Source organism: Streptomyces sp. TLI_55, assembly GCF_900206255.1.
GTDB lineage: Bacteria > Actinomycetota > Actinomycetes > Streptomycetales > Streptomycetaceae > Streptomyces > Streptomyces aquilus.
Genome location: NZ_OAOJ01000001.1, coordinates 3698261 through 3723725, shown reverse-complemented (window position 1 = coordinate 3723725; position 25465 = coordinate 3698261). Strand labels below are relative to the sequence as shown.

Below are 25465 nucleotides of genomic sequence, written 5' to 3'. Positions count from 1 at the left end.
CTCAGCAGGCGCACAGACAGAACGGGTGCCCGGCCGGGTCGGCGTACACACGCCAGCCGCGGGTGCGGTCGGCCGCGTCCAGGGTCTTCGCGCCGAGCGCCAGGACCTCCTTCTCGGCGGCGTCCAGGTCCTCCACGGTCAGGTCGAGGTGGAACTGCTGGGAGTGGTCCGACGACGGCCACTGCGGCGGGGTGTGGCCGGGCGCGGCCTGGAACGCCAGCGACTGCCCGCCGGGCACCTTCACATCCACCCACTCCCCGTCCCCCTCCACCGTGCCGCCCAGCACCTCGGCGTAGAAACCGGCCAGTGCGCGGGGGTCGGGACAGTCCAGGACGACGACGCCCAGCTTGGCGAGAGCCATGACTTCCTCCGGTGTTACCTGTAGGAGCGGTCAACGAGTAACGCGGTTACCGCATACTCCCCCATAAGAGGTAACGTCGCAAGCATGAGTGAGAGATCGGCCGCCCCGGGCAGCCTGGCGCTGGTCGAGTCGCTGGTGAACACGCTGGACATCGAGTCGGGCGCCGACGCCCTCGACACCGCGGACGGGCGGGCGCGCTTCGGGCTCACGGAGGGGGAGGTGCCGGGAGCCCGCGAGCTGCGGGAGTCGCTGCGGGCGGCACTGCTGGCCCACGCGGGCCATCCGGCGCACGCCTCGGTCACGCCCCTGGGCGAGCTGCTGGCCGGGGCGCCCCTGCGCGTGACGGTCGACGCGACCGACGGCTCCGCCGCCCTCGCCCCCGCCGACGCGGGACGCCTGCACGCCCGGGTCGCCGCGGCCGTCGCGGAGGCCCTGATCGCGGGCACCTGGCTGCGCCTCAAGTCCTGCGAGGCCCCCACCTGCCACTGGGCGTACTACGACCGCAGCCCGGCGGGACGCGGTCGCTGGTGCTCGATGCAGGTGTGCGGGGCGCGCGCGAAGATGCGGCGCTACCGGGCCAAGTAGTTCGCCGGATGCCGCACAGGCCGGTGGTGCAGAATGCAACAAGACGCCGGTTCGGCCGACTGAGCCTCGGCCGAACCGGCGTCGCCTTCTTCAGAAGCTTTTCAGGAGAGGGGATCAGGCGGTGGGACGCCCCATCGCCCGGTACGTCCACCCGGCCTTCCGCCACAGCACCGGGTCGAGACTGTTGCGCCCGTCCAGGATCAGCCGCACCGCCGCGGCCTCGCCGAGCGCCGCCGGGTCCAGCTCGCGGAACTCCCGCCACTCCGTCAGATGCAGGACGACGTCGGCGCCCCGGACCGCCTCCACGGCGGTGTCGGCGTAGCCGAGGGTCGGGAAGACCCGGCGGGCGTTGTCCATGCCCATCGGGTCGTAGACGGTCACCTGTCCGCCCTGGAGGTGGATCTGCCCGGCCACGTTCAGCGCGGGCGAGTCCCGGACGTCGTCCGTGTCGGGCTTGAAGGTGGCACCGAGCACCGCGACCCGCTTGCCGAGGAACGGCCCGCCGCCCAGCGCCTCCCGCGCCAGCTCCACCATCTGCCCGCGCTGGCGCATGTTGATCGAGTCGATCTCCCGGAGGAAGGTCAGCGCCTGGTCGGCCCCCAGCTCACCGGCGCGCGCCATGAAGGCGCGGATGTCCTTGGGCAGACAGCCGCCGCCGAAGCCGATGCCGGCCCGCAGGAACTTCCGGCCGATCCGGTCGTCGTACCCGATCGCCTCCGCCAGCTTGGCGACATCGCCGCCCGAGGCCTCGCACATCTCCGCCATCGCGTTGATGAAGGAGATCTTGGTGGCGAGGAAGGAGTTCGCCGAGGTCTTCACCAGCTCGGCGGTGGGGAAGTCGGTGACGACGAACGGCGTGCCCTCCGACAGCGGCGTCGCGTACACCTCGCGCAGCAGCTTCTCGGCCCGCTCGCTGCGCACCCCGACCACGATCCGGTCCGGGTGCAGCGTGTCCTGCACGGCGAAGCCCTCCCGCAGGAACTCGGGGTTCCAGGCCAGCTCGGCGTCGGCCCCGGCGGGGGAGTGGTCGGCGAGGTAACGGGCCAGCCGGTCGGCGGAGCCGACGGGCACGGTCGACTTGCCGACGACCAGCGCGGGCCCGGTCAGGTGCGGCGCCAGCGAGGCGATCGCGGAATCGACGTACGACATGTCGCACGCGTACTCGCCGTGCTTCTGCGGGGTGTTGATGCACAGGAAGTGGACATCGCCGAAGGCACCGACCTCGGCCCAGTCCTGGGTGAAGCGCAGCCGCCCGCTGGACCCCTCGATCCCGGCGACGTGCTTGCGCAGCAGCTCCTCCAGGCCGGGCTCGAACATCGGGGCCTCGCCGCGCTGGAGCATGGCGATCTTCTCGGGTACGACGTCCAGGCCCAGCACCTCGAAACCGAGCTCGGCCATCGCCGCCGCGTGCGTGGCGCCGAGATAGCCGGTGCCGATCACGGTGATCTTGAGGGCCATGGGTGCTCCAGGGGTGGACGGCTTGGGTGCGCTGCCCGAGCATAGTCGGGGCGTGGAAGCGCCCCACGTCGGGCAGCCTTCCCCCCTGTCGCCAAGCTCACGTATCCGTCCCGTGGGCGGGCCTCTAAAATTTGAGTTACTTAACGGTAATTAGCGTCGACCACCGCAGCGCACTGGGAGCGTGAGACACCTTGGCCGGATCGGCTGACTTCGACCTGTACCGCCCGTCCGAGGAGCACGACATGCTCAGGGACGCCATCCGCTCGCTGGCCGAGGCGAAGATCGCGCCGTACGCCGCCGCGGTGGACGAGGAGGCCCGCTTCCCGCGCGAGGCCCTCGAGGCGCTGGTCGCGAACGACCTGCACGCCGTTCACGTGCCCGAGGAGTACGGCGGCGCCGGCGCGGACGCGCTGGCCACGGTGATCGTGATCGAGGAGGTCGCGCGCGTCTGCGTGAGCTCCTCCCTGATCCCCGCGGTGAACAAGCTGGGCTCGCTCCCGGTGATCCTCTCCGGCTCCGAGGAGCTGAAGAAGAAGTACATGACGCCGCTCGCCAAGGGCGACGCGATGTTCTCGTACTGCCTCTCCGAGCCCGACGCGGGTTCCGACGCGGCCGGCATGAAGACCCGCGCGGTCCGTGACGGCGACCACTGGATCCTCAACGGCGTGAAGCGCTGGATCACCAACGCGGGCGAGTCCGAGTACTACACGGTCATGGCCGTGACCGACCCCGAGAAGCGCTCCAAGGGAATCTCGGCGTTCGTCGTCGAGAAGTCCGACGAGGGCGTCTCCTTCGGCGCCCCGGAGAAGAAGCTCGGCATCAAGGGCTCCCCGACCCGCGAGGTCTACCTCGACAACGTCCGCATCCCCGCCGACCGCATGATCGGCGAGGAGGGCACCGGCTTCGCCACGGCGATGAAGACCCTGGACCACACCCGCATCACCATCGCGGCCCAGGCCCTCGGTGTCGCCCAGGGCGCCCTCGACTACGCCAAGGGCTACGTCCAGGAGCGCAAGCAGTTCGGCAAGGCCATCGCCGACTTCCAGGGCATCCAGTTCATGCTCGCCGACATGGCCATGAAGATCGCCGCCGCCCGCGCCCTGACCTACCAGGCCGCGGCCGCCTCCGAGCGCGGCGACAAGGACCTCACCTTCCAGGGCGCGGCGGCCAAGTGCTTCGCCTCGGACGTGGCGATGGAGGTCACCACGGACGCGGTCCAGCTGCTGGGCGGCTACGGCTACACCCGTGACTACCCGGTGGAGCGCATGATGCGCGACGCCAAGATCACGCAGATCTACGAGGGCACGAACCAGGTCCAGCGCATCGTCATGGCGCGCAACCTGCCGTAACGGCCGAAGGAGAAAGGGGCGCCCGGATCTCCGGGCGCCCCTTTTCCGTCCGCCGGTGTCAGTCCTCGAACCCCTCCGCGGCCCGCTTCTCGCGCAGCTCCATGATCGCGCGGCGGCGGGCCAGCCGGTGGGTGCGGCGGATCTGGGCCTCCTGGTAGCGGCGCTTGTCCTTCTCCGTCTCCGGGATCACCGGCGGCACCACGCGGGGCTTGCCGTCGGCGTCGACCGCGGCGAAAACGAGATACGCGGAGCCGACCTGGGTCGCCGGGTTCGACTCGTTCCAGCGCTCCGCCAGCACCCGCACCCCGACCTCCATCGAGGTCCGGCCCGTCCAGTTGACCTGGGCCTTCACATGGACCAGGTCACCGACCCGGACCGGCTCCAGGAACACCATCTCGTCCATGGAGGCGGTCACCGCGGGCCCGCCGCTGTGCCGGCCGGCCACCGCGCCCGCCGCGTCGTCGACCAGCTTCATGATCACGCCGCCGTGCACCGTCCCCAGCAGGTTGGTGTCGTTGTGGGTCATGATGTGGCTGAGGGTGGTGCGGGACGCCGACGTGGGCTTGCCAGGAATGTCGGACTCCGCTGCGGGGGCCTGGTCTGTCATGCCCTCCACCTTATGCCGCCGCCTCGATCGCGGACTTTGTGTTGGGTTCGCAACAGCCGTGCCCTGATTTTCCTACGACCCTTGTAAAGGGCACAGCCGTTCCCTGCACACTGGGCCCCATGAACGATTGGCCCGAGGCATGGTCCGACGAGAACCGCGGCAACCGCTACGGACGCGGCAGCGCGAGCGCACAGCCTGAAGGCGCCCGCGCCATGCGGCAGGTCCGCAGGCCCGCCTCGGGCGCGTACGGGGGTGGCCCCGGCCAGTCCGCGCCGCCCTACGGCGGCGGAGTGCCGCAGCAGCCCTCCTACGGCGGCGGCTACAGCGACGCCCCCGCCGGCGACGGGTACGACAGCGGCTACAACACCGGCCAGGTCTACGGCGCCGGCGGCACCGGCGGCCCGGGCGGCCGTACCCGCGGCGAGCGGCCCGCGCCGAACTGGCGGCGCCGGATCAAGTGGACGGCGATCACCGTCGTCACGGTCCTGGTCGTGACGACGATCGGCACGTACTTCTGGGCCGACTCCAAGCTCAACCGCGACGTCGACCTGTCGAAGGTCATCGACCGGCCCGACACGGGCAAGGGCACCAACTACCTGATCGTCGGCTCCGACAGCCGTGAGGGCATGTCCGCCGAGGAGAAGAAGAAGCTGCACACCGGGTCCGCCGAGGGCAAGCGCACGGACTCGATGATGATCCTGCACGTCGGTGACAACGGCGACACCCTGATCTCGCTGCCGCGCGACTCGAACGTCACGATTCCGCAGTTCAAGGGCTCCGAGTCCGGCAAGATCAGGCCCGCGATGGGCGCGAACAAGCTGAACGCGGCGTACGCGATCGACGGGCCGACCCTGCTGGTGCGCACGATCGAGTACAACACCGGCCTGCACATCGACCACTACGTCGAGATCGGCTTCAACGGATTCGCGGACATCGTGGACGCGGTCGGTGGCGTCGAGATCGACATCGACAAGGGATTCAAGGACAAGTACTCGGGCGCCGACTTCAAGAGCGGCAAGCAGACGCTGAACGGCGAGCAGGCCCTGGCCTTCGTCCGGACCCGGCACGCCTTCGCGGCGAGCGACCTGGAGCGCACGAAGAACCAGCAGAAGTTCCTCGCCGCCCTGGCCCACCAGGTCGCCACCCCGTCGACGGTCCTGAACCCCTTCAAGTTCTACCCGACGATGGGCGCCGGCCTGGACTCCCTGATCGTCGACAAGGACATGAGCCTGTGGGACCTGGCGTCCATGTTCTGGGCGATGAAGGGCGTCAGCGGCGGTGACGGCACCTCCATGAACATGCCGATCTCCGGCTCGACCGGCGGCAACCTCGTCTGGGACAAGGCGAAGGTGAAGACGCTGGTGGACGAGTTGCAGAACGACGAGAAGGTCACCGTCTCCGGCAACTGATCCGGCACGACTCAGGGGCACCCCTCGGGGTGCCCCTGAGCTGTTTCAGGGCGCCGTGCTCACATCGTGGCGCCCGCCATGCTGCGACACATCTCCGCGCAGCGGCGACACGCCTCCGCACAGCGCATCATCATCGGGTCGTCCGGCATGGCCATACACGCCTCGGCGCACATGTCGCACGCCTTGGCGCACATCGCGCACATCTCGGCCGACATCGGCGAGCGGCGCATCATCATGTCCGCGCACATGCGGGTCATCTCGGAGCAGTCCATGAGCGCGCGCATGATCTGCATCTGGGCCTGGCCGCCCATCTGCATGCAGGAGCTCATGGCCTCCTCGCACATGCTGTGGCAGGACATGCAGGCCTCGACGCAGTCCTGCATCTCCTTGCTCATGGCGGTCATTCCGGTCATTCCGGGCTTGGTGGTCATGGCTCCTCCTCGGGGGGGTGCGGAGCCCGGGACGGGCCCCGTGCGCTTCCGTCCTACGCCCGCCCACCGCCCGGCGCCATCGGGCGGACGGTAATAATCCGGAACGTAACCGGCACACACGCACGGTCCCCGCCATTTCACCCGGGCGACCCGGTGGCCGCCATCAGGGTTACGGCTTCCTGCCCACCCCGCCGAAGTGCGTGACCTCGGCGATCTCGCCCTCCGGCGCCTCCGGCCGCCAGCGCGAGCAGGAGACGATGCCGGGTTCGAGGAGCTCCACGCCCTCGAAGAGGCGGGCGAGGTCGGCGCGGCTGCGCAGGGTCATCGGGGCCGAGCCCTGGCTGTTCCAGTACTCCACCGCCGTCTTCATCGCCTCGCCGTCGACCTCGGTGGTGGGGTGCGAGATCACCAGGTAGCTGCCGGAGGGAAGGGCCGCCAGCAGCTTGCGCACGATCCCGACCGCCTCGTCGGTGTCCATGACGAAGTTGACGATGCCGAGCATCGTCACCGCGACGGGCCGCGTGAGGTCGAGGGTCTCGGCGGCGCCCCGCAGGATCTTCTCCGGGTCGTGGACGTCGGCCTCGATGTAGTCGGTGGCGCCCTCGGGCGTGCTGGTGAGCAGGGCGTGCGCGTGGGTGAGGACGAGGGGGTCGTTGTCGACGTAGACGATCCGGCACGTGGGGTCGATGCGCTGGGCGACCTCGTGGGTGTTGTCGGCGGTGGGCAGTCCGGTGCCGATGTCGAGGAACTGCCGTATGCCCGCGTCCTCGGCCAGATACCGGACCGCGCGGGCCAGGAAGGCGCGGTCCGCGACCGCCGAGCGCGGCAGGGCCGGGACGAAGGACAGGATCTGGTCGCCGACCTCCTCGTCCACGGGGTAGTGGTCCTTGCCGCCGAGCCAGTAGTTCCAGATCCGGGCCGAGTGGGACACGTCGGTCCGGAGCCTGGTCACGCGTGCGACGCCTTCGTCACGGGGCACTGCGGGATCGGACATGAGCCTGGTCTCCTTCGGGCGGCACTGACCGGACATCACCGGTCGGGATGCGCACCAAACTAGACACAAGTTCGTGGCCGTGGCCGGAAGTTGACCGAAATTCCGGACTCACAGGCATCCGACTTCATCGCCGGTGACCACCCCGAACTCCCCCTGGTACGGATCCTCCGCCCGCACCTTCCGCACCTGCTGGAAGTCCGCCCCGGCGATCACCTTCAGCACCGCTCCCTGCCCGCGTACCGGCCGCAGCTCGCTGCCCGGCAGCGCCGCCGCCAGTGACTTCGCGGAGCGGTCCCAGCGGGGGTCGTAGGCGATGACCGTGCGCTTGACGGCGCGGTTCGCCGAGGTGACCGGCTGGTGGGTGGTGCGGAAGCCGGTCGCCGCGAGCTGGGCGTCGACACGCTTGCCGAGCCCGGCGGTGGCGGTGCCGTTCTCGACCTGGACGCGGATCTGCTGCGGGGCGACGGCGACCCGTACGGCCTTGCTCTTCGGCTTGTGCACGGCCAGCGGCTTGTCGTCGCGCAGCGCCTGGAAGAGCCGGCCCGCCTTGCGCGCGTCCCATTTCAGGGTGGAGCCGACGCCCTTGACGACGTATCCCATCTGCCCGATCGGGACCGTCGTGAACTCGGAGGAGGACGGCGAGAAGTTCCGCATCGCCCGCCCCAGGTCCAGGAGTTCGCCCGTGCCGAACTCCCGGTCCGCCCGCACCGAGCCCAGCACCGCCCGCGTCACGTCCCGGAACTTCAGCGGGTTGAGGAGGATGCCGGAGGACGTCGCGCGGTCGATCAGCGCCGCCATGAAGCGTTGCTGGCGCTTCATCCGCCCCAGGTCCGCCGCCCCGTCGATGTGCCGCGAGCGGACGTACTGGAGGGCCTCGCCGCCCATCAGGGTGTGCGAGCCGGCGGGCAGGTCCAGGCCGGTGTAGGAGTCCTTCAGCGGTTCGGCGGTGCAGATCTTCACGCCGCCCACGACGTCCACCGTCTTCATGAAGCTGGTGAAGTCGACCTCCAGATAGTGGTCGATCTTCACGTGCGTCATCGTCTCGACGGTCCGCACGGTCAGCTGCGGGCCGCCCTCCGCGTACGCCGCGTTCAGCTTGATGGGGTGGCCGTGGTGCTGCGCGCCGCTGATCTGGTCGGTGTGCGGGGGCGTCATCGCGTACGAGTCGCGCGGCAGGCTCACCACGCTGGCCCGCTCCCGGTCCTCCGAGATGTGCACGATCATGATCGTGTCGGTGCAGTGACAGGGCGCGCCGCCGAGGCGGTACTTCCGCCGCTCCGCCTCGGTGATCTTGTCCCGGCCGTCGGTGCCGACGAGCAGCACGTTCATGCCGTGCCCGGCTCTCGGCCGGTTCTTCATGTCCTTGAAGGGGTCCACGCGCGCGATGTCCGCGTCGAGGCTGGAGATGACCGCGTGCCCGATGCCGGCCGAGGCGAGGACCACCACGGAGAGCGTGGTCACCGCCCGTGCGGCCCAACGCGGCTTCCGCCGCCGAACGGGTGGCCGCGGCCTCGGTCGGGGCCGGGGGGCGGTGGGGGAGCGGCGGGGCGGCGTGGACATGGGGGACACCTCCGCTGAGACCGGACCTGAGGGCCTTACATGGGATCTTCAGCACCGTAGGCCGATACGATCTGCGGCCCGGGACGCCGCCCCGGGCGGGGCGCAACCGTGTCCCCCGTTCGCGGTAACGTGAGCCCCCTATGAACGCCAAGCCCGACGTGCAGCTCCCCGCCGTGTCTGTGATCATGCCCGTCCTCGACGAGGAACGGCATCTGCGCGGAGCCGTCCAAGCGATCCTCGCGCAGGAGTACGCCGGCGAGATGGAGGTCGTGATCGCCCTCGGTCCGTCCAAGGACCGCACGGACGAGATCGCCGCCGAGCTCGTACGCGAAGACCCCCGCGTCCATACCGTCCCCAACCCGACCGGCCGCACGCCCGCCGCCCTGAACGCCGCGATCAAGGCCTCCCGCCATCCGATCGTCGTCCGCGTCGACGGCCACGGCATGCTCTCGCCGAACTACATCGCCACCGCCGTGCGGCTCCTGGAGGAGACCGGCGCGCAGAACGTCGGCGGCATCATGCACGCCGAGGGCGAGAACGCCTGGGAGGACGCGGTCGCCGCCGCGATGACCTCGAAGATCGGCGTCGGCAACGCGGCCTTCCACACAGGTGGGCAGGCGGGCGAGGCCGAGACGGTCTACCTCGGTGTCTTCCGCCGCGAGGCCCTCGAACAACAGGGCGGCTACAACGAGGAGTTCATCCGCGCCCAGGACTGGGAGCTGAACTTCCGCATCCGCGAGGCCGGCGGTCTGATCTGGTTCTCGCCGGAGCTGCGGGTGTCGTACCGCCCGAGGCCGTCGGTGAAGGCGCTGGCCAAGCAGTACAAGGACTACGGCCGCTGGCGGCACGTCGTCGCCCGCTACCACTCCGGCTCCATCAACCTGCGCTACCTCGCCCCGCCGGTCGCCGTGTGCGCGATCGCGGCCGGCCTCGTGGTCGGCGCGACCCTGACCCCGCTCGGCTTCGTCGTCCCCGGCGGCTACCTCGCGGCGATCGCCCTGGGCTCGCTCCCGGCCGGCAAGGGCCTGTCCCTCAAGGCCCGCCTCCAGATACCGGTCGCCCTGGCCACCATGCACATGTCGTGGGGGTACGGCTTCCTGACCAGCCCCAGGTCGCTGGCGCGGAAGGTCATCGCGTCGCGGCGGCCGGCGGTGCTCAGCTCGCACTGAGCACCGCGGGCCCTGCCCGGGTCCGCCAGGTCTACCAGGTGAAGTCCGGGTTGACGTGCATGCACTTGGTGTCGTCGGCGCCGTTGATCGCGTCCGCGGTGGACGGCGTCCTGTCCGACTCCGCGGGCGCCTGGTACGCCGTACCGGACCGCCAGTCCGCGCCCACCACGAGCGTCACCCCGGAGACGTCCGTGGACTTCTTCACCGAACTGGTCGGGACGCCCAGGACCTTGGCCACCCGCAGGGCGTCGCCCTTGAGGTCGACGCTCGGGTAGCGGATCAGGGTCTTCTCCGCGGCCGTCGCCGTCGTCCGGTCCGCCGCGGCCTTGGTGAAGCCCTTGCCGGCCAGGAGCGCGGCGACCGTGCTCGCCCGGCCGCTGACCGGGGCGAGGGTGTCGGTGCGGGTGCCGTTCTCGACGGTGATGCCGATCTCGTCGTCCGGGGCGGCCTGGTCGGAGGTGGTCGTCTCCGTGGTGGCCTTCTTCTTGTCCTTGCCGTCGAGGGCGATGTCCTCGCGCACCAGCCGGAACAGCGTGTCCGCGTCCTCGGTGGGCTCCACCCGCGCACCGACGTACCGGTTCGGCATCGTCGTCATCGTGATGCGCTTGGTGGGGACCTTCTTCAGCTCGCCCGCGAGGTCGTAGAGCTTCTTGACGGTGTCCAGGCCGTCGTCGACGGTGAGCGCCTTGGTGGCCGCCTCGGCGAGGTTCCGGAGCTTGCCGGGGTTGCTCAGGGTGGCGTTCTCGCGGAGCTGGCGGACCATCGAGTTCATGTACATGTGCTGGGCGCGGGCCCGGGCGAGGTCGCTGCCGTCCTCGAAGCCGTAGCGGGTGCGCAGCCACTGCAGAGCCTGCTTGCCCTTGATGGACGTCGTGCCCTCCTTCAGCTTCAGGCCGGAGCCGTGGCCGCTGGAGGTGTGGGAGTAGACGTTGGCGTCCACGCAGACCGGTACGCCGCCGATGGCGTCCGCCATCGACACCACACCCGAGAAGTCGATCATCATGAAGTGGTCGATGTGGATGTCGGTCAGCTTCTCCCAGGTGGCCACCGTGCAGCCGGGGCCGCCGCGGCCCAGCGACTGGTTCGTCATCGTGCGGGTGGTGGTCGCCCGGTACACCGTGCCGTCGTCGGGGTCGGTGCACTTGGGTATCTGCAGCAGGGTGTCGCGCGGCATGCTCACCACCGACATGTTGCTGCGGTCCGCCGAGACATGGACCAGCATCTGCACATCCGCGAGCGGGGTGCCGTTGAAGGTCTCCTTGGCCCCGCCGAGCTTCTGGTTCTCCGCGCTGTCGCGGGCGTCCGAGCCGATCAGCAGGATGTTCAGCGGCTTCTGCCCGGCCGCGTTCGCCTTCGACTCGGCGGCCCGGTCCTTCTCGTCGCCGATGTTCAGCGCATCGTTCTTGATGTTGCTGTTGAGGTGCTGGTAGTACAGGTAACCGGCACCCGCGGTGCCGAGCACGACCATCGCCAGCACGATCGCAGACCAGCGCAGAACACGCCGTCCGCGCTTGCCGTCGCCCTTCTTGCGCCGCCCCCTGCCGTGACCGGCGGGCGGCGCCGATGCCTGCGGTGTGAGGGACATCGTGTCCCCGACCGCGGGCACCTCTCCGCGCACGCTCTGCGTCAACTCCCTGCCCTCCCCACCCTGCGTCACAAAAGCGGACCCTTGGCCGGCCCGCCGAGCCTCCCCTTGCCCGGCGGGCGGCTGGTCGACTGCGCGCCCGGTCCGCCTGGTCGGAAGCGTACGCGAGCGCGGCTCATCATTCGCCAGTCACTTAGGAGTTGGCTGTGGGGGCAGGGGTTTCCCTCGGTCGCCCCGCAGCCGCGTCCCTACCACTGGTACGTCCCGTACACGTCCATGCACTTGCTGTCGTCGGCCCCGTTGATCTCGTCGGAGTTCGACGGCAGGTCCCCGGCCTTCGGATCGGACTTCTTCGGGTACGTCGTGCCCTCACGCCAGTCGGCACCCACGACGAGCGTGATCCCGGAGACGTCCGCCGACTTCTTCACCGAACTCAGCGGAATCCCCAGGGACTTGGCGACGCGCTGGGCGTCGCCCTCCAGGTCGGCGCTGGGATAGCGCACGACGGTCCGCTCCTCCGACAGCCCCGCCGAGGCGTCCGCGGTGGCCCGGGCGAAACCCTTGCCCAGGAGCAGATCGGTGACGGTACGGGCCCGCCCGTTGGCCGGGCCGAGCGTCGAGGACGCGGTGGCGTTCTGCACGGCGACCGCGATCCGGTCGTCAGGCGCCGCGGGGTCGTCGGAGACCTTCTCCTTGGTCTTCTTCTTGCCGCCAGAGCCCTTGTCGTCGAAGGGAACGTCGTCGCGGAGCATCTGCCACATCTTCGCGGCGCCCGCGGGCTCCGGGACCAGGTGGTTCTTGTCCTGGGGGTCCTCGGCGTTCGGCATCGTCGTCATGGTGAGCCGGTCGGTCGGCACCGACTTCAGCTGCATGCCCAGGTCGTACAGCTTCTTCACGGTGCCGATCTCCTCGGAGACCGTGAGGGACTTGGTGGCCGCCTCGGCCAGGTCCATCAGCCGCCCGCCGTCGGTGAAGACGTTCTGCTGCTTCAGCGTGCGGATCATCGAGTTCAGGTACATGTGCTGGGCGCGCGCCCGCATCTGGTCGCTGCCCCAGGCGTGCCGGGTGCGCAGCCACTGGAGCGCCTGCTTGCCCTTGACGTCGTGCTTGCCCTTGGTGAGCTTGAGGCCGGAGCCGCCCTTCTGGGCCGCTGTCGGGTGGTCGTACACGTTCTGGTTCACACAGACCTCGACGCCGCCGACCGCGTCCGCCATGCTCACCACGCCCGCGAAGTCGATCATCATCCAGTGGTCGATGTAGACGCCGGTCAGGTTCTGCCAGGTGTCGAGCGTGCACCCCGCCCCGCCGCGGGCCAGCGTCGTGTTGATGATGTCGTTGGTCGCCGGGTACACATGGCCCGTCTTGGGGTCCGTGCACTTGGGTATGTCGACGCGGGTGTCGCGCGGGATGCTCACCACGGCCGCGCTCTTGCGGTCCGCGGACAGGTGGATCAGCATCTGCACGTCCGCCAGCGGCGGATTGCCCCGGTTGTCCTTGCTGCCGCCCAGCTTGACGTTCTCGTCGGAGTTACGGCTGTCGGAGCCGATCAGCAGGATGTTCAGCGGCGTCTGCCCGGCGGCGTTCGGCTTGGCCTTCGCCGCGTTGGAGCCGCCGGTGCTGCGCTTGCCCTTGTCGATGTTGGCGTTCAGATGCTGGTAGTACAGATAACCGGCGCCGGCCGTGCCGAGTATCAGCACCGACAGCGTCGTCGCCGACCAGCGCAGCACACGATGCTTGCGGCGCGGTCGCGCCCGGCGTCTGCCGTGTCTGCCCCCGTTGCCCTCGGCCGCCCCCTCCGCGACCTCCGGCTGCTGCTCTTCCTGGACACTGCTGTGGCTCATCTCCCCGTCCTCCCCACCCGCACCACGCACCCCACAGGCCTGCCGTACGCCCTGTTAGACGTTCGACAGGCCTGTCAGGTCAACACACTTCAGATGTTCAGCGGGCGCCGTTGCCCGCGTCCCCGTCTCTCAGCGAGCGCCGTCGCCCGCGGGCCCGCCCCCTCGGGTTCCGCTCACTTGGCGCACTTCACCTCGTTCGCCGTGGTCTTGTCGACGTTCGACGCCACCGCGGCGGCGTTCATCTTCACCCCGGCCCCCTTGAAGTCCTCACCCAGCGTCAGCGTCATCGTCGGCAGCCCCTGGGAGTTGGTGACGCTCTTGCCGGGCTTCATCATCGAGCCCTTGAGCCCCAGGATCGCGGCCAGCCGACGGGCCTGGTCGGCCTGGTCCGGGGCGTACTCCAGGGTCGTCTTCGCCTGTGACGCGCCGGCGTTGCCCGCGTTCTCGGACTTGGTCACGCCCTCCTCGGTCTGGAGGTAGGTGAGCTCCTCCTGCGCGCTGCCGGCCGGAGCGCCACCGTTGAGGATCCGCACCCGCACCTCGGAGGCGTCCGACTTGGAGCCCTTCAACCGGGCGGCGACCGCGGCCTTCTCCTTCTTTTCCTGGGCCTTGACCTCGGTGAAGGAGGTGTCGCTCTTGATCATGTTGAAGACCTGCGAGGCGTTCGGCTCAAGCGGCACGACGGTCGCCTTGACCACCTCGGCCGGGTTGTCCTTGACCGGCACCGTGGTGAAGGTGATGTTCTTCATCGGCACCTTCTTCAGCTCCAGCGCCACGTCCTTGAGCGTGCTGGCCTTCCCTATGCCGGTGTCGACGGTGAGCGCCTTGGTGGCCGCGTTGGCCAGCTTGATCAGCTTGGTCGGGCTGGTGAGGGTGTCGCCGGAGGTCATCTTGCGCATCAGCGAACTCATGAACTGCTGCTGGACCTTGATGCGGTCCAGGTCGCCCTGGTTGCCGAAGCTGTGCCGGGTGCGGACGAAGGCGAGGGCCTGCTCGCCCTCGATCGTGTGCTTGCCGGCCGACAGCTTCAGATGCGAGTCGGGGTCGTCCACGTCCTTGGCGAGACAGACCTCGACGCCGCCCACCGCGCTCGTCAGCGTCTTCACCGCGTTGAAGTCGGCCATCGCGAAGTGGTTCACGTCGATGCCGGTGAGCTCCTCGACCGTCTTCATGGTGCAGCCGGGGTTACGGCCGTCCTGGCCGAGGCTGGTGTTGAAGCGGACGTGCTGGGTGCCCGGGATGATCTTGTCGGTGCCGTCTTCCTCTTTGGTCTCACAGTCCGGCACGTCGACGATCAGGTCCCGGGGGATGCTCATCGCGGTCGCGTTCGTCCGGTCCTTGGAGACGTGCAGAAGGATGTTGGTGTCGGCGTGCCCGACGCTGCCCTTGTCGCCGTAGCCCTCGTTGCCCGACCCGGTCCGCTTGTCGGTGCCGATGATCAGGATGTTGAAGGCCTCGTCCTTGCTGAACCCGTCGTCGGCCACGTTGCCGACGTCCTCGGTCGTGACGTTGCCTTCGAGGTGCTTCAGGTACAGATACGCGGCACCGGCCGTGCCGACCAGCACGAAGGCCATCACGCCGCCGGTCCACAGCAGTATTTTCTTGCCGCGTGCCTTCTTCTTGACCGGCCGCCGGTTGCGGCGGCCGGGCGGCGGCTCCTCGGGCGCACCGCGCCGACGCCGGGGCGGCGGTACGTCACGGCCGGGGGCGTCGGCGGGCGAGGTGCGTCCCGGCGCGGCCGTTCTGCCGCGCGGCGCGCCCGAAGAGCCCGCCGGGCGGGGAGTCGTTCTGCTGCGGGGCCCCGGGACCGCTGATTGCGGTGCGGAAGGAGTCAGTCGCAGTTCGTATTCGCCAGTGTTCGGATTGAGTACCCACTGGTCTGCGGGGTCGATGTCGTCCGCCCGCCCACGGCCTTGCGCGTCCACGGTTGTCTGAATCCTCCGTCGGGGCCACGCGGCGCCTTCCCCCTCAACGGCGCTCGGGTCTCGGTCAAACAGTGCGCAAGCCTAACTACGGCCGGGTGCACCGGATCGCTCACACTATCCGCCCAGTTCATCGGCAGGCGACGACGGTGACAAATTCCACGTCCCTACAACCGGGCAATCCACCCATTTCCTTGAACAGATGTACGTCGCCTTGGTAATCGCTTTACTCGCAGGTGTCCTCGGCGGCTGTGTTTCCTCGGAATGTGGGTGCGGGCGACTCCTCGTCGCCGTCCGCTTCTTCTTGCGAACCGTCGCTCGAATTGGGGTTCTTTGTCGTGGAATCCCGCGGAACTTCCTCGGCGACCGCCACCGGCGCGTCCGTGCGCAGCTGGGTGAACAGCTTCTCCGCCTCGGCTTCCACGAGTTGGTCGCGGTTGGCGTCGTAGGCGTACGACTCCCGCGGCACGGTCAGGAATTGCACACGTTCGGTGGGGATGTCGCGCAGTCCGCGCACGAGGTCGTACAAACCACGCAAGCTCGCCAGATCCGGATCGGTCGTGAGCGAGGACGTGGCCGCGTCCAGCACCGGATAGAGCTTCACCGGATTGAGCAGGACGTCGTTGCTCTGCACCTTGTTGACGAGCGCCCCGAGGAACCGTTGCTGCCGGTCCATCCGGTCGGTGTCGCTGCCGTCGCCGATCGACTTGCGGGCGCGGACGTAGCCGAGGGCCTGCTCCCCGTTGAGCGTCACCTTGCCCGCCGGGAGCTTCAGCTTGGCGGCCTTGTCGTTGATCGGCTTGGTCAGACAGATCTCGACGCCGTCCACCGCGTCGACCATGTCCTTGAAGCCGTGGAAGTCGACGACCATGTGATGGTCGATCCGGATGCCGGTCAGCTTCTCCACGGTCCGGATCGTGCAGGCCGAACCGCCCTTCTGGAAGGCGTAGTTGAACATCGCGAACATCGGCTCGCTCCGGCTGCCGTCCGCCTGCAGGCAGGCCGGTACGTCCACCATCAGATCGCGGGGGAGCGAGACGGCGGTGGCGGTGTGCCGCCCGGCGGAGAGGTGCAGCAGGATCGTCGTGTCCGAGCGCTCGGTCCCCGAGTCCCGCCCGTAGCGCGCGTTGCCGTCCCCCGAGCGCGAGTCCGACCCGATCAGCAGGATGTTCTGCGCGTCCTTGACGAGCGCGGTGGGCCGCTCCTTCTCGTACCGGGCGAGCTCCGCGGCGGCGGCGTTGTCGGACGTGATGTTCCCGTCGAGCTTGGCGTAGAGCGCCCACCCGGTCCCGACGGCCGCCACGAGGACGACGCCCACCCCGATCGCCCCACCCCGCCGCCAACGCCGCCGGCGCCGCCGTATCAGCCCCCGCCCGGTGGCAGAGGCGCCCGCTCCCGGACCGAGGGTGCCTTGCGAGGGCGTGCCTGCGGTGTCGGTCACGGTTCGATCCACCCCTCATGACGTACGAGCGTGTGGTGCGGTTCGCTCTTACGACCATGGCGTGGAGGGGGAGGGAGGGCACTTTTTAGTAGGCGGTACGGATGGTGCCCTCAGGGGCGCGGGGCTGTATCGATGTGCGGCTCCGCCGCGTGGGCGCGACCAGCCCCAACGCGCCCGCACCCTTCAGTCGGCCTCAGCGCGCGGTAACACTCACCCGCTCACTCTCAATCCTCTTCGCCACCGCATCCTCCCCCAACAGCTCAAGATTCCGGCACAGCACCACGGACCCCCCGGTGGCCAACGGCGCGTACAACCCCGCGCACAGCCCCTCCCAGGTGTCGTAGGGCAACCCCGACAGCAACCGGGACCCAGGCCCCGTGAGCCCCAGGCCGGAGGCCTCCGCGGCCGCCCGCTCCACGACCTCCGCCCCGCTGAACTCCCGCCCGGCGACGACGAGCGCCGGCTCATCGGGGTCGACCGGCGCGAACGGCGCGAACCGGTCGCCCTGCCCCGGCACCTCGACCGCGTAGTCGGCGAAGCCGTCCGGCGGCTGCGGGAAGCGTCCGCCGAGCGGTCGCAGGGCGAGCGCGATCCGGGAGCCGGAGCAGGCGCGTGCCGCGTCGAGGGTGTCCGGGCCGCTCACCACGATGTCGGCCGCCTTGGGGTCCCCGGCGACATCGGCGACCACGCCCACCGAGGAGCACGCCAGCAGCCACACGGCCGTCTGCCAGTGCGCGGGCAGCAGCAGCGCGACCCGGTCGCCGGGCTCCGCGGAGAGCTCGCCCTGGAGCAGGTTGGCGGTCTTGGCCACCCAATTGGCGAAGGTGGCGACGGACAGTTCGACGCGTTCGCCCGTGGCGTCGTCGTAGAAGGTCACCAGGGGGCGTCCGGCATCCGCGGCGAGCGCGGAACGCAGCAGGTCGGCAGGGGTGCGATCGGTGGCGTTCACCCGGGCAAGCGTACGCGGGCGCACGGCGCGGCGGCGAGGGACCGGCCCGCCGCGGGCTCACCGGTTCGGGGGAACGGCAGTCGACGCTCCGTCAATTCCCGGATGGACAGAAATGTATGACTATGTCCAACATCGTTCACATGCGTGGATTTCTTGCTTCCTCGATCGGTGTCACGTGTGCGGCGGCCCTCGCCCTTCCGCTGACCCCACCCGCCGCCGCGACCGTCGCGCGCCCGGCGCCGAGCGCGGAGGCGGCCGTCCCGGGCAGTACGCAGTCGCTGCCCCTCGCCCCGCTCGGCGCCGACCGCTCCCTGGGCTCCGCCCCCGTACAGGGCCTGCCGCGTAGCGATGTGCACCGCTTCTCGATGGTCGGCGTCGTCTGGGACGACCCGGACACCGCCCTGCACGGCCGCGTCCAGGTACGCGCGCGTGCGCTCGACTCGGGCACGTGGTCCCCCTGGCAGGACGTCGAGACGCACTACGGCGACGACGGCGCCGACCCCGGCACGGCCGAGCGCTCCTCGGGCCGGGTGCGCGGGGCGACGGCACCGCTGTGGGTGGGGGACTCGGACGGCGTGGAGGTGCGGGTGCGGGCGGAGGCCGAGACACGGGAGGTCGGTGCCGCGACGGCCGCGCTGCCGTCGGGGCTGCGCCTCGAACTCGTCGACCCCGGCGGGGCCGCCCTCCCGCAGGGCCGCCCGGCCGGCGGTCCACGGGTCCGTGGCGGGCTCGGCGTCGAGACCTCCGAGGCCGCGGCCGCCTCCGCCGCCAACGCCGGACTCGCGCCGCCCGGCGCCCTCGAGATCCCCGCGCTCGACCGCGCCCAGACCGAGCGGGAGCTGCGCACCCTGCGGGCCGGTGAACTGACGGAGAGCCAGCGGGTGAAGCCGTTCATCGGCCCGCGCCCGAAGATCGTGACGCGCCGCGGCTGGGGGGCGGACGAGACGCTGCGCGAGAAGAGGTTCGTCTACACGAAGAAGGTGAAGGCGGCCTTCGTGCACCACACGGCCACCGGCAACGGCTACCGCTGCTCGCAGGCCCCCTCCGTCATTCGCGGTATCTACCGCTACCACGTCGAGAGCATGGGCTGGCGCGACATCGGCTACAACTTCCTCGTCGACAAGTGCGGCAAGATCTACGAGGGCCGCGCCGGGGGAGTGGCGAAGGCCGTCTTCGGCGCCCACACCCTCGGCTTCAACACCAACAGCATGGGGGTCGCCGTCCTCGGCTCCTTCGGCTCCAACCGCCCCTCGTCCGCCGCGGTGAAGGCCATCGCCCGGCTGACGGCCTGGAAACTCGGTCTCTACGGCGCCGATCCGCGCGGAAAGACATACCTGAAGTCGGGCGGTGGCAACCTCTACCGCAAGGGCACGAAGGCTCGGCTGAACGTCATCTCCGGCCACCGCGACGGCTTCTCCACGGCCTGTCCCGGCTGGGAGCTCTACCGCAAACTCGGCAAGGCCCGCTCGACCGCGGCGCGCTACCAGGGGAGGTAGGAGGAGAGCGAGGGGCCCGGAGAACCAGGAGGGACGGACAGAGAACCGTACTGCCGTCGAATCCGTCGATGCTGTCGAAAGCGCCGCACAACGGTCTGCATACACTGACCGGCCGAAAGACAGTTCGGCCGGTCACCGGCAGGAAGCAGAGACGACAGGTGACAGAAGCGATCCTCCTGGTCGGAGGCAAGGGCACGAGGCTGCGCCCGCTGACGGTGCACACCCCGAAGCCCATGGTCCGTGCGGCCGGAGTCCCGTTCCTCACACATCAGCTGGCGAGAGCCAGAGCCGCGGGCGTGGACCACATCGTCCTGGCCACGTCCTATCTGGCCGAGGTCTTCGAACCGTACTTCGGCGACGGCTCGGCCCTCGGCCTGCACATCGAGTACGTCACCGAGGAGGAGCCGCTCGGCACGGGCGGCGCGATCCGCAACGTGGCCTCCCGCCTCCACTCCGGCCCCGACGACCCGGTCCTGATCTTCAACGGCGACATCCTGACGGGCCTGGACATCAGGGCGCTGGTGGCCACGCACGAGGCGACGGACGCGGACGTCTCCCTGCACCTGACGAAGGTCACCGACCCGCGCGCGTACGGCCTGGTCCCCACGGACGAGACCGGGAAGGTCCTGGCCTTCCTGGAGAAACCCCAGACCCCCGAGGAGATCGTCACCGACCAGATCAACGCGGGCGCGTACGTCTTCCGCCGCTCCCTGATCGACACGATCCCGACGGGACGACCGGTGTCGGTCGAACGCGAGACCTTCCCCGACCTCCTGGCGGCCGGCGCCCACCTCCAGGGCATGGTCGACTCCACGTACTGGCTGGACCTGGGCACCCCGGCCGCCTTCGTACGAGGCTCAGCAGACCTGGTCCTCGGCCGCGCCCCGTCCCCCGCGGTCCCCGGCCGCTGCGGCGACCGGCTGATCCTCCCCACGGCCCAGGTGGCCCCCGACGCCAAACTCACCGGCGGCACGGTGGTCGGCGAGGGCGCCTTCGTGGCCGAGGGTGCCCGCGTCTTCGGCAGCACGATCCTGCCGGGCGCGGTCATCGAACCGGGCGCGATCATCACGGACTCCCTGATCGGCACCCGAGCGAGGGTGGGCGAACGCTCCGTCCTCACCGGCACGGTCATCGGGGACGGCGCGGTGGTGGGCCCCGACAACGAGCTGCGGGACGGCGCCCGGGTGTGGTGCGACGCCAGGATCCCGGCGGGGGCGGTCCGCTTCTCCTCCGATCAGTGAGGCACTTCTTCGACGCTCCAGCGGCAGGGGATCGGGGCCGGTCTCCTGATTGCCGCTCCATCGGCAGGGGATCGGACACCGTCTCCCGGTCCCCTGCCGCCCGCCCCCGTCACAACCGCCCGATGTCTCCCCGAGGCATCCGCGGCGCCCGCCGCGCCGGCGTCCGCCCGCTCAGCAGGATCAGCCGAGCCGCCCGGTGCCGCTGCCCCGCATAGGGCTCCAGCAGCGACAGCATCGCCTCGTCATCCGCGTCCCGGTCCCCCGCCAGCGCCCATCCCACGATCCCCGGCAGATGCAGATCCCCCACGGTCACCGCGTCCGCCGCCCCATGACTGCGCTGCACCACCTCGGCGGACGTCCACGGCCCCACCCCCGGCACAACCTCCAACCGCGCCTGAGCCTCCGCCGCGGACATGCCCACCGCCTGCTCCAGCCGCGCGGCGACCCGCACGGCCCGCAGGATCGTGGACGCCCGCTTGTTGTCGACGCCGGCCCGATGCCACTCCCACGACGGGATCAACGCCCACGTCCGCGGCGCCGGCATCACCCACAGCCGCCCCCCGGCCGCGGGCCCCGGCGCCGGCTCCCCGAACTTCCGCACCAGCGACCGCCACGCCCGGTACGCCTCGTCGGTCGTGACCTTCTGCTCCAGGATCGACGGGATCAAGGACTCCAGCACCAGCCCGGTCCGCGTCAGCCGCAACCCCGGCCGCCGATGCCGGGTCGCCGCCAGCAACCGGTGCCGCGGCACGAAGAGAGACGGATCGTCGGCGGCCCCGAGCAGCTCGGGCAACCGGTCGAGCAACCACTCCGCCCCCGGCCCCCACGCCTCCCCGCGCACCTCTCCGTCACGCCGCGCGGCGACCCGCAGGGTCCCCGGCCCGGCCGGCGTCAGACTGGCCCGCCACACCGACCCGTCGGGCATCGCCCGGAACGTCGGATCGGCGGGCCCGCGCCGCAACGGCCCGAGCACCAGCCCGAGATCCAACGGCCACTCCGGCACGAACGTCCGCACCCGCCCTGGCGCGGGAGCGGGCCGCGGCACGCCTCCCGGCACGGCGACATGCCCACCGCGCACCGTCGTACGCGTGGGCCGCGGAGCGAACCGTCCAGCCACGAATGAAGTCCCGGGAAAGCCGAAAGCCGAAAGAACAGGGCCCTACGAGAGTAGAAGGGTCCTACGAGAGTAGGGGGACGGAAGCCGCCCGCACCCCCGAGTCACCGCAACGCGTCACCGCACCTCGATGAACATCCCCGCATCCCGCTCCGCCCGGGCCTTCGGCTCCTCCGCCGGATGCCCGACCGCCACGGCCCCCATCGGATCCCAGTCCTCCGGCAGCCCCAGCACCTCGCGGACCACGTCCCGGCAGAACATCGTCGACGACACCCACGCCGACCCCAGCCGCTCCCCGGCCAGCGCGACGAGGAAGTTCTGCACCCCGGCCCCGGCCGCGACGACGAACATCTCCCGCTCGGCCCCGTCCCGCCGCGGATCGCCGTAGGTGTGCGAACCGTCCATGACGAGACACGGCACCACCAGATAGGGCGCGTTGCGCAGCACGTCCCCGCGCCGCACCCGCTTGGCGATCGACTCCTCGGTCTTGCCGTCCCGCCGCAGATCCGCGATCCACGCGTCCCGCATCGCGTCCAGCAGCTCGGTCCGCGAGGCCTCGGACTCCAGCAGCACGAAACGCCACGGCGTCGTGTGATGCGGCGCCGGTGCGGTCACCGCCGCGGCGACGGCCCGCCGCACGGCACCCCCGTCGACCGGCTCGTCGGTGAAGGCCCGGACCGTACGCCGCTGGGTCACCGCCAGTCGGACCGCCTCGGAGGTGCCCAGCCGGAACATGTCGTCGCGCGCGCCGCGCACCATGGCGCCCGCCCCCTCCCCGTGCCCGTCGGAGAGCACGTGCGGCAGCCCGCGCACCACGGCGACGGGCAGCCCGGCGGCCTTGCCCTTGACCAGGTCACCGGCCGCGGCCAGTTCGTCGGCCGTGGCGACGACGGTGGCGCTGAGCGGATTGCCGTACGCGTCCGTGCCCCCGCGCAGGTCGTCGAGGACCCGCACCCCGGAGGCGCCGATCGCCACGTCCGTGAGCCCCGCGCGCCAGGGCCGCCCGAAGGTGTCGGTGACGATCACGCCGACGTCGACCCCGAGCAGCTCCCGCAGGCCCTCGCGGATCGCGCGCGCGGAGGCGTCCGGGTCCTCGGGCAGCAGCAGGACCGTCCCGGCCGGGGTGTTGGAGGCGTCGACGCCGGCCGCGGCCATGATCAGTCCCTGCCGGTTCTCGACGATCCGCAGCGCACCGCGCCGGGCCACCACGCGGACCGTCTCGGCGTCGATCGCCGCCTCCCGGTCGGCCGCCTCGACGATCCGGCCCTCCGCCTTGGAGACGATCTTCGAGGTGACGAGCAGCACGTCACCGTCGGCGAGGCCGGGCTCGGCGGCGGCGATGAGCTTGGCGAGATCGTCCCCGGCCGCGATCTCGGGCAGCCCGGGCACGGCCCACGCGCGGAAGCCAGCCGTACTCATCGGACCCGGACCTCCTCCGCCAGCGCCAGCGCCTCGCGGGCCATCTGCGCGCTCGCGTCGAGGTCCGTCATCATCAGCGGCACGGCCCGGCAGCGGATGCCGGCCGCCTCGACGCGCTCCACGGAGGCCGCGTCGACGGTGTCGACGAGCCAGCCGTCCAGCAGCCCCGAGCCGTAGTGCTCGGCCACCGCCGCGGCCGTCGACTCCACGCCCACCGCCGCCAGCACCTTGTCGGCCATCCCGCGCACGGGCGCGTCCCCGACGATGGGGGAGAGGCCGACGACGGGGACGCCCGCCTCGGCGATCGCCTCGCGGATACCGGGCACGGCCAGGATCGTGCCGACCGAGACGACCGGGTTGGACGGCGGGAAGAGGATGACGTCGGCCGCGGCGATCGCTTCCAGGACGCCGGGCGCGGGCTTCGCCTGCTCGGCGCCGACCGGCACGATCGCCTCCGCGGGGACCGAGGCGCGCAGCCGTACCCAGTACTCCTGGAAGTGGACCGCCTTGCGCTCGCCGTCCACCTCGACGGCGACATGGGTCTCCACGCGGTCGTCGGACATGGGGATCAGCTTCACGCCCGGCTTCCACCGGTCGCAGAGCGCTTCGGTGACCGCGCTGAGCGGGTACCCGGCGCCGATCATCTGCGTCCGCACGATGTGCGTGGCGAAGTCCCGGTCGCCGAGTCCGAACCACTCGGGCCCGACGCCGTACGCCGCGAGCTCCTCCTTGAGGTGGAAGGTCTCGTCGGCCCGGCCCCAGCCCTGTTCCTCGTTGATGCCGCCGCCGAGCGTGTACATCACCGTGTCGAGGTCCGGGCAGACCTTCAGTCCGAAGAGGTGGATGTCGTCGCCGGTGTTGCCGATGACCGTGATGTCCGCGTCCGGCACGGCCTGCTTGAGACCGCGCAGGAAACGGGCACCGCCGATGCCGCCTGCCAGAACCACGATTCGCATGGGGCAAGTCTTGCAGGCGGGTACGACAACGCGTCAGGCAGTCACCGGACGTGCCGTGCAGGCGTGGGAGGTGTGCATCGGCATCTCGGTCAGGCCCGGGTAGTAGACGTGCAGGCTGACCGCCGGTTCCAGCGCGTCGTTGACGACCTCGTGCACATAGCCCGGCGCGAACACCCGCTGGGTGCCGGCGGCCAACGCGCGCGTGCCGCGGTCGGTGCGCTCGGTCAGCTCGCCGTCCAGCACGGTCAGCACGCCGGAGGAGCGGCCGTGGTCGTGCAGCCCGCTGCCCTGACCGGGCACCCAGGACAGCAGCCAGACCTCGTAGCCGGGGCCGGTGCGCAGCCGGTGGTACCAGCGCGACGTGGCGTCGTACTCCACCAAGTGCTCCCACTGCGAGCGGTCGGCGGCGATGGAGCGGGCCATGCCGACGAACTCCGCGACGGTGACCGGGTGCTCGCGCGGGGCCTGGAGCAGGTGGGGGACCTCGAGGATGTCGCCGGCGATCTGGAGGTCGTTGTCGCTGTTCATGGATGCGGTGGTTCCTCAGTGAAAGAAGGTCAGTCAGACAGAGGGAACGAGAAAGGCCGAGTCCCGGGGGATTCGGCCTTCAGCTGGAGCGGGTGTCGTTCACCGGGCTCAACAGCTGTGACAGCAACAGCAACAGCGAGCGCGGGCAGCACCGTGGGACCCGGCGGTGCGGGTCGAGGTGAGTGCCAAGTTCGCGAGCATGCCCACAAGGACAGCGGTTCACACCCCCACTGTCAACTCGACACCGGCATGTGGGACCGGTTTCACCTCATCCGGTTCATCTGTGAGGTGAAAGGTTTGTTCACGGGGCTACCGGGACACATGGCGCACAACCGGCGCGCACGGAACGGGAACGAGCTCCTGGGCGTCCTTCTCCGTACAGGTCCTGCACGGGTCGGACGACCCCGCGGACCCCTTCTGCTTGTCAAGGTTTATGGCGATTTGAACACTTTCCGCTAGGCCTTGGTTCCGCAGAGTGAATAAGGGGCCCAATAGCAGATCTCGGCTTGACTCGCCCGGAGCAGCACACTTGTAATTTCACTCGTGTCGTTCAGCCGACATCGGTAACGGCTACATCACGGGGACGCGAAAGACAGACGAGGGGCGCACATGACCGAGACGGTGCAGCAACTGCTGGTCGACGACGCGGACGAGGAACTCGGCTGGCAGGAGCGCGCGCTGTGCGCCCAGACCGACCCCGAGTCCTTCTTCCCCGAGAAGGGTGGCTCCACCCGTGAGGCCAAGAAGGTCTGCCTGGCTTGTGAGGTCCGCTCCGAGTGCCTCGAGTACGCCCTCGCCAACGACGAGCGCTTCGGCATCTGGGGCGGCCTGTCCGAACGCGAGCGGCGCCGCCTGAAGAAGGCCGCGATCTGAACCGAGCGGGTCCGTCAAGGGGCCGCATCCGCACGTACATACGGGACTTACGGCCCGTCGCAGGTGGGTTGTCCACAGGCGGCGGGCCGTCGTCATGCCCAGCCGATAGTGTGGTCGCTCGTCCGAGACGCCCCGCTGCCCCCTCGGGGCACAGGCGTCCACCGCAGTCCACCGAAC

At 70.3% G+C, this 25465-nt stretch carries 22 protein-coding genes; 7 read left to right on the top strand and 15 right to left on the bottom strand.

All coding sequences use genetic code 11. From position 1 onward, the window contains the following. Position 1: 1 nt before the first annotated feature. Positions 2–361, bottom strand: a complete 360-nt coding sequence (locus tag CRP56_RS17125; RefSeq protein ID WP_097264961.1) for a VOC family protein — start codon at positions 359–361, stop codon at positions 2–4. An 84-nt stretch (positions 362–445) separates the two neighbouring features. Here CRP56_RS17125 and CRP56_RS17120 point away from each other — a divergent pair, with 84 nt between their 5' ends. Then, positions 446–946, top strand: coding sequence for a CGNR zinc finger domain-containing protein (locus tag CRP56_RS17120; protein ID WP_097264959.1), 501 nt, complete (start codon positions 446–448; stop codon positions 944–946). Between the two features lie 114 nt (positions 947–1060). Here CRP56_RS17120 and CRP56_RS17115 read toward each other — a convergent pair whose 3' ends face one another. Beyond that, the gene (locus CRP56_RS17115; protein WP_097264956.1) at positions 1061–2404 is read right to left on the bottom strand and encodes a UDP-glucose dehydrogenase family protein; all 1344 of its coding nucleotides are present in this window, start codon (positions 2402–2404) and stop codon (positions 1061–1063) included. 191 nt (positions 2405–2595) lie between these two features. On the opposite strand from CRP56_RS17115, the gene CRP56_RS17110 reads away from it, so the two are divergent. After that, positions 2596–3753: an acyl-CoA dehydrogenase gene (locus CRP56_RS17110; protein ID WP_079311126.1), complete on the top strand. Its 1158-nt coding sequence runs from the start codon at positions 2596–2598 to the stop codon at positions 3751–3753. A gap of 58 nt (positions 3754–3811) precedes the next feature. Here the strand turns inward: CRP56_RS17110 and CRP56_RS17105 are convergent, their stop codons facing one another. Then, the gene (locus CRP56_RS17105) at positions 3812–4360 is read right to left on the bottom strand and encodes an acyl-CoA thioesterase (protein ID WP_097264954.1); all 549 of its coding nucleotides are present in this window, start codon (positions 4358–4360) and stop codon (positions 3812–3814) included. A 119-nt stretch (positions 4361–4479) separates the two neighbouring features. Between CRP56_RS17105 and CRP56_RS17100 the strand changes: the two genes are divergently transcribed. Then, positions 4480–5769, top strand: coding sequence for an LCP family protein (locus tag CRP56_RS17100; RefSeq protein WP_097264952.1), 1290 nt, complete (start codon positions 4480–4482; stop codon positions 5767–5769). A 59-nt stretch (positions 5770–5828) separates the two neighbouring features. Here the strand turns inward: CRP56_RS17100 and CRP56_RS17095 are convergent, their stop codons facing one another. The 3 genes from CRP56_RS17095 to CRP56_RS17085 all read right to left on the bottom strand — a co-directional run bounded on the left by CRP56_RS17095 (position 5829) and on the right by CRP56_RS17085 (position 8754). Then, positions 5829–6200 carry a four-helix bundle copper-binding protein gene (locus CRP56_RS17095; protein ID WP_097264949.1) on the bottom strand — a complete coding sequence of 124 codons (372 nt, stop codon included), beginning with the start codon at positions 6198–6200 and terminating at the stop codon, positions 5829–5831. 169 nt (positions 6201–6369) lie between these two features. Further along, complete coding sequence (locus CRP56_RS17090; RefSeq protein ID WP_097264947.1) at positions 6370–7194, bottom strand: SAM-dependent methyltransferase; 825 nt, start codon at positions 7192–7194, stop codon at positions 6370–6372. A 108-nt stretch (positions 7195–7302) separates the two neighbouring features. Continuing rightward, complete coding sequence (locus tag CRP56_RS17085) at positions 7303–8754, bottom strand: LCP family protein (protein WP_097264945.1); 1452 nt, start codon at positions 8752–8754, stop codon at positions 7303–7305. A gap of 140 nt (positions 8755–8894) precedes the next feature. Here CRP56_RS17085 and CRP56_RS17080 point away from each other — a divergent pair, with 140 nt between their 5' ends. After that, on the top strand, positions 8895–9923 hold the full coding sequence (locus CRP56_RS17080) for a glycosyltransferase family 2 protein (RefSeq protein WP_097264942.1): 1029 nt from the start codon (positions 8895–8897) through the stop codon (positions 9921–9923). A 31-nt stretch (positions 9924–9954) separates the two neighbouring features. Here CRP56_RS17080 and CRP56_RS17075 read toward each other — a convergent pair whose 3' ends face one another. From CRP56_RS17075 to CRP56_RS17055, 5 genes are all read right to left on the bottom strand, one after another. Further along, positions 9955–11508, bottom strand: coding sequence for an LCP family protein (locus tag CRP56_RS17075; RefSeq protein WP_097274147.1), 1554 nt, complete (start codon positions 11506–11508; stop codon positions 9955–9957). Between the two features lie 248 nt (positions 11509–11756). Beyond that, positions 11757–13349, bottom strand: coding sequence for an LCP family protein (locus tag CRP56_RS17070; RefSeq protein ID WP_179851043.1), 1593 nt, complete (start codon positions 13347–13349; stop codon positions 11757–11759). Between the two features lie 173 nt (positions 13350–13522). Further along, on the bottom strand, positions 13523–15274 hold the full coding sequence (locus tag CRP56_RS17065) for an LCP family protein (protein ID WP_097264940.1): 1752 nt from the start codon (positions 15272–15274) through the stop codon (positions 13523–13525). 223 nt (positions 15275–15497) lie between these two features. Beyond that, positions 15498–16712 (bottom strand): LCP family protein, encoded by a 1215-nt coding sequence (locus CRP56_RS17060; RefSeq protein WP_097264938.1) that lies wholly within the window; start codon positions 16710–16712, stop codon positions 15498–15500. Between the two features lie 193 nt (positions 16713–16905). Continuing rightward, positions 16906–17661, bottom strand: a complete 756-nt coding sequence (locus CRP56_RS17055; RefSeq protein WP_097264936.1) for a TIGR03089 family protein — start codon at positions 17659–17661, stop codon at positions 16906–16908. Between the two features lie 140 nt (positions 17662–17801). Between CRP56_RS17055 and CRP56_RS17050 the strand changes: the two genes are divergently transcribed. Then, a complete protein-coding gene (locus CRP56_RS17050; protein WP_097274142.1) occupies positions 17802–19157 on the top strand; it encodes a peptidoglycan recognition protein family protein in 1356 nt (451 codons plus the stop codon). 158 nt (positions 19158–19315) lie between these two features. Then, positions 19316–20398 carry a sugar phosphate nucleotidyltransferase gene (locus CRP56_RS17045; protein WP_097264934.1) on the top strand — a complete coding sequence of 361 codons (1083 nt, stop codon included), beginning with the start codon at positions 19316–19318 and terminating at the stop codon, positions 20396–20398. 109 nt (positions 20399–20507) lie between these two features. On the opposite strand, the gene CRP56_RS17040 is transcribed toward CRP56_RS17045, so the two are convergent. From CRP56_RS17040 to CRP56_RS17025, 4 genes are all read right to left on the bottom strand, one after another. Next, complete coding sequence (locus tag CRP56_RS17040; protein ID WP_097264932.1) at positions 20508–21515, bottom strand: DNA-3-methyladenine glycosylase family protein; 1008 nt, start codon at positions 21513–21515, stop codon at positions 20508–20510. 114 nt (positions 21516–21629) lie between these two features. Continuing rightward, positions 21630–22931 (bottom strand): coenzyme F420-0:L-glutamate ligase, encoded by a 1302-nt coding sequence (locus CRP56_RS17035; protein ID WP_097264930.1) that lies wholly within the window; start codon positions 22929–22931, stop codon positions 21630–21632. Beyond that, the gene (gene cofD / locus CRP56_RS17030; protein ID WP_097264928.1) at positions 22928–23887 is read right to left on the bottom strand and encodes a 2-phospho-L-lactate transferase; all 960 of its coding nucleotides are present in this window, start codon (positions 23885–23887) and stop codon (positions 22928–22930) included. The genes CRP56_RS17035 and cofD overlap by 4 nt, the downstream gene beginning before the upstream one ends. 33 nt (positions 23888–23920) lie before the next feature. Next, positions 23921–24415: a cysteine dioxygenase gene (locus tag CRP56_RS17025; RefSeq protein WP_097264926.1), complete on the bottom strand. Its 495-nt coding sequence runs from the start codon at positions 24413–24415 to the stop codon at positions 23921–23923. A gap of 609 nt (positions 24416–25024) precedes the next feature. On the opposite strand from CRP56_RS17025, the gene CRP56_RS17020 reads away from it, so the two are divergent. Then, positions 25025–25288, top strand: a complete 264-nt coding sequence (locus CRP56_RS17020; RefSeq protein ID WP_055531891.1) for a WhiB family transcriptional regulator — start codon at positions 25025–25027, stop codon at positions 25286–25288. The last annotated feature ends 177 nt before the right edge of the window (positions 25289–25465 follow it).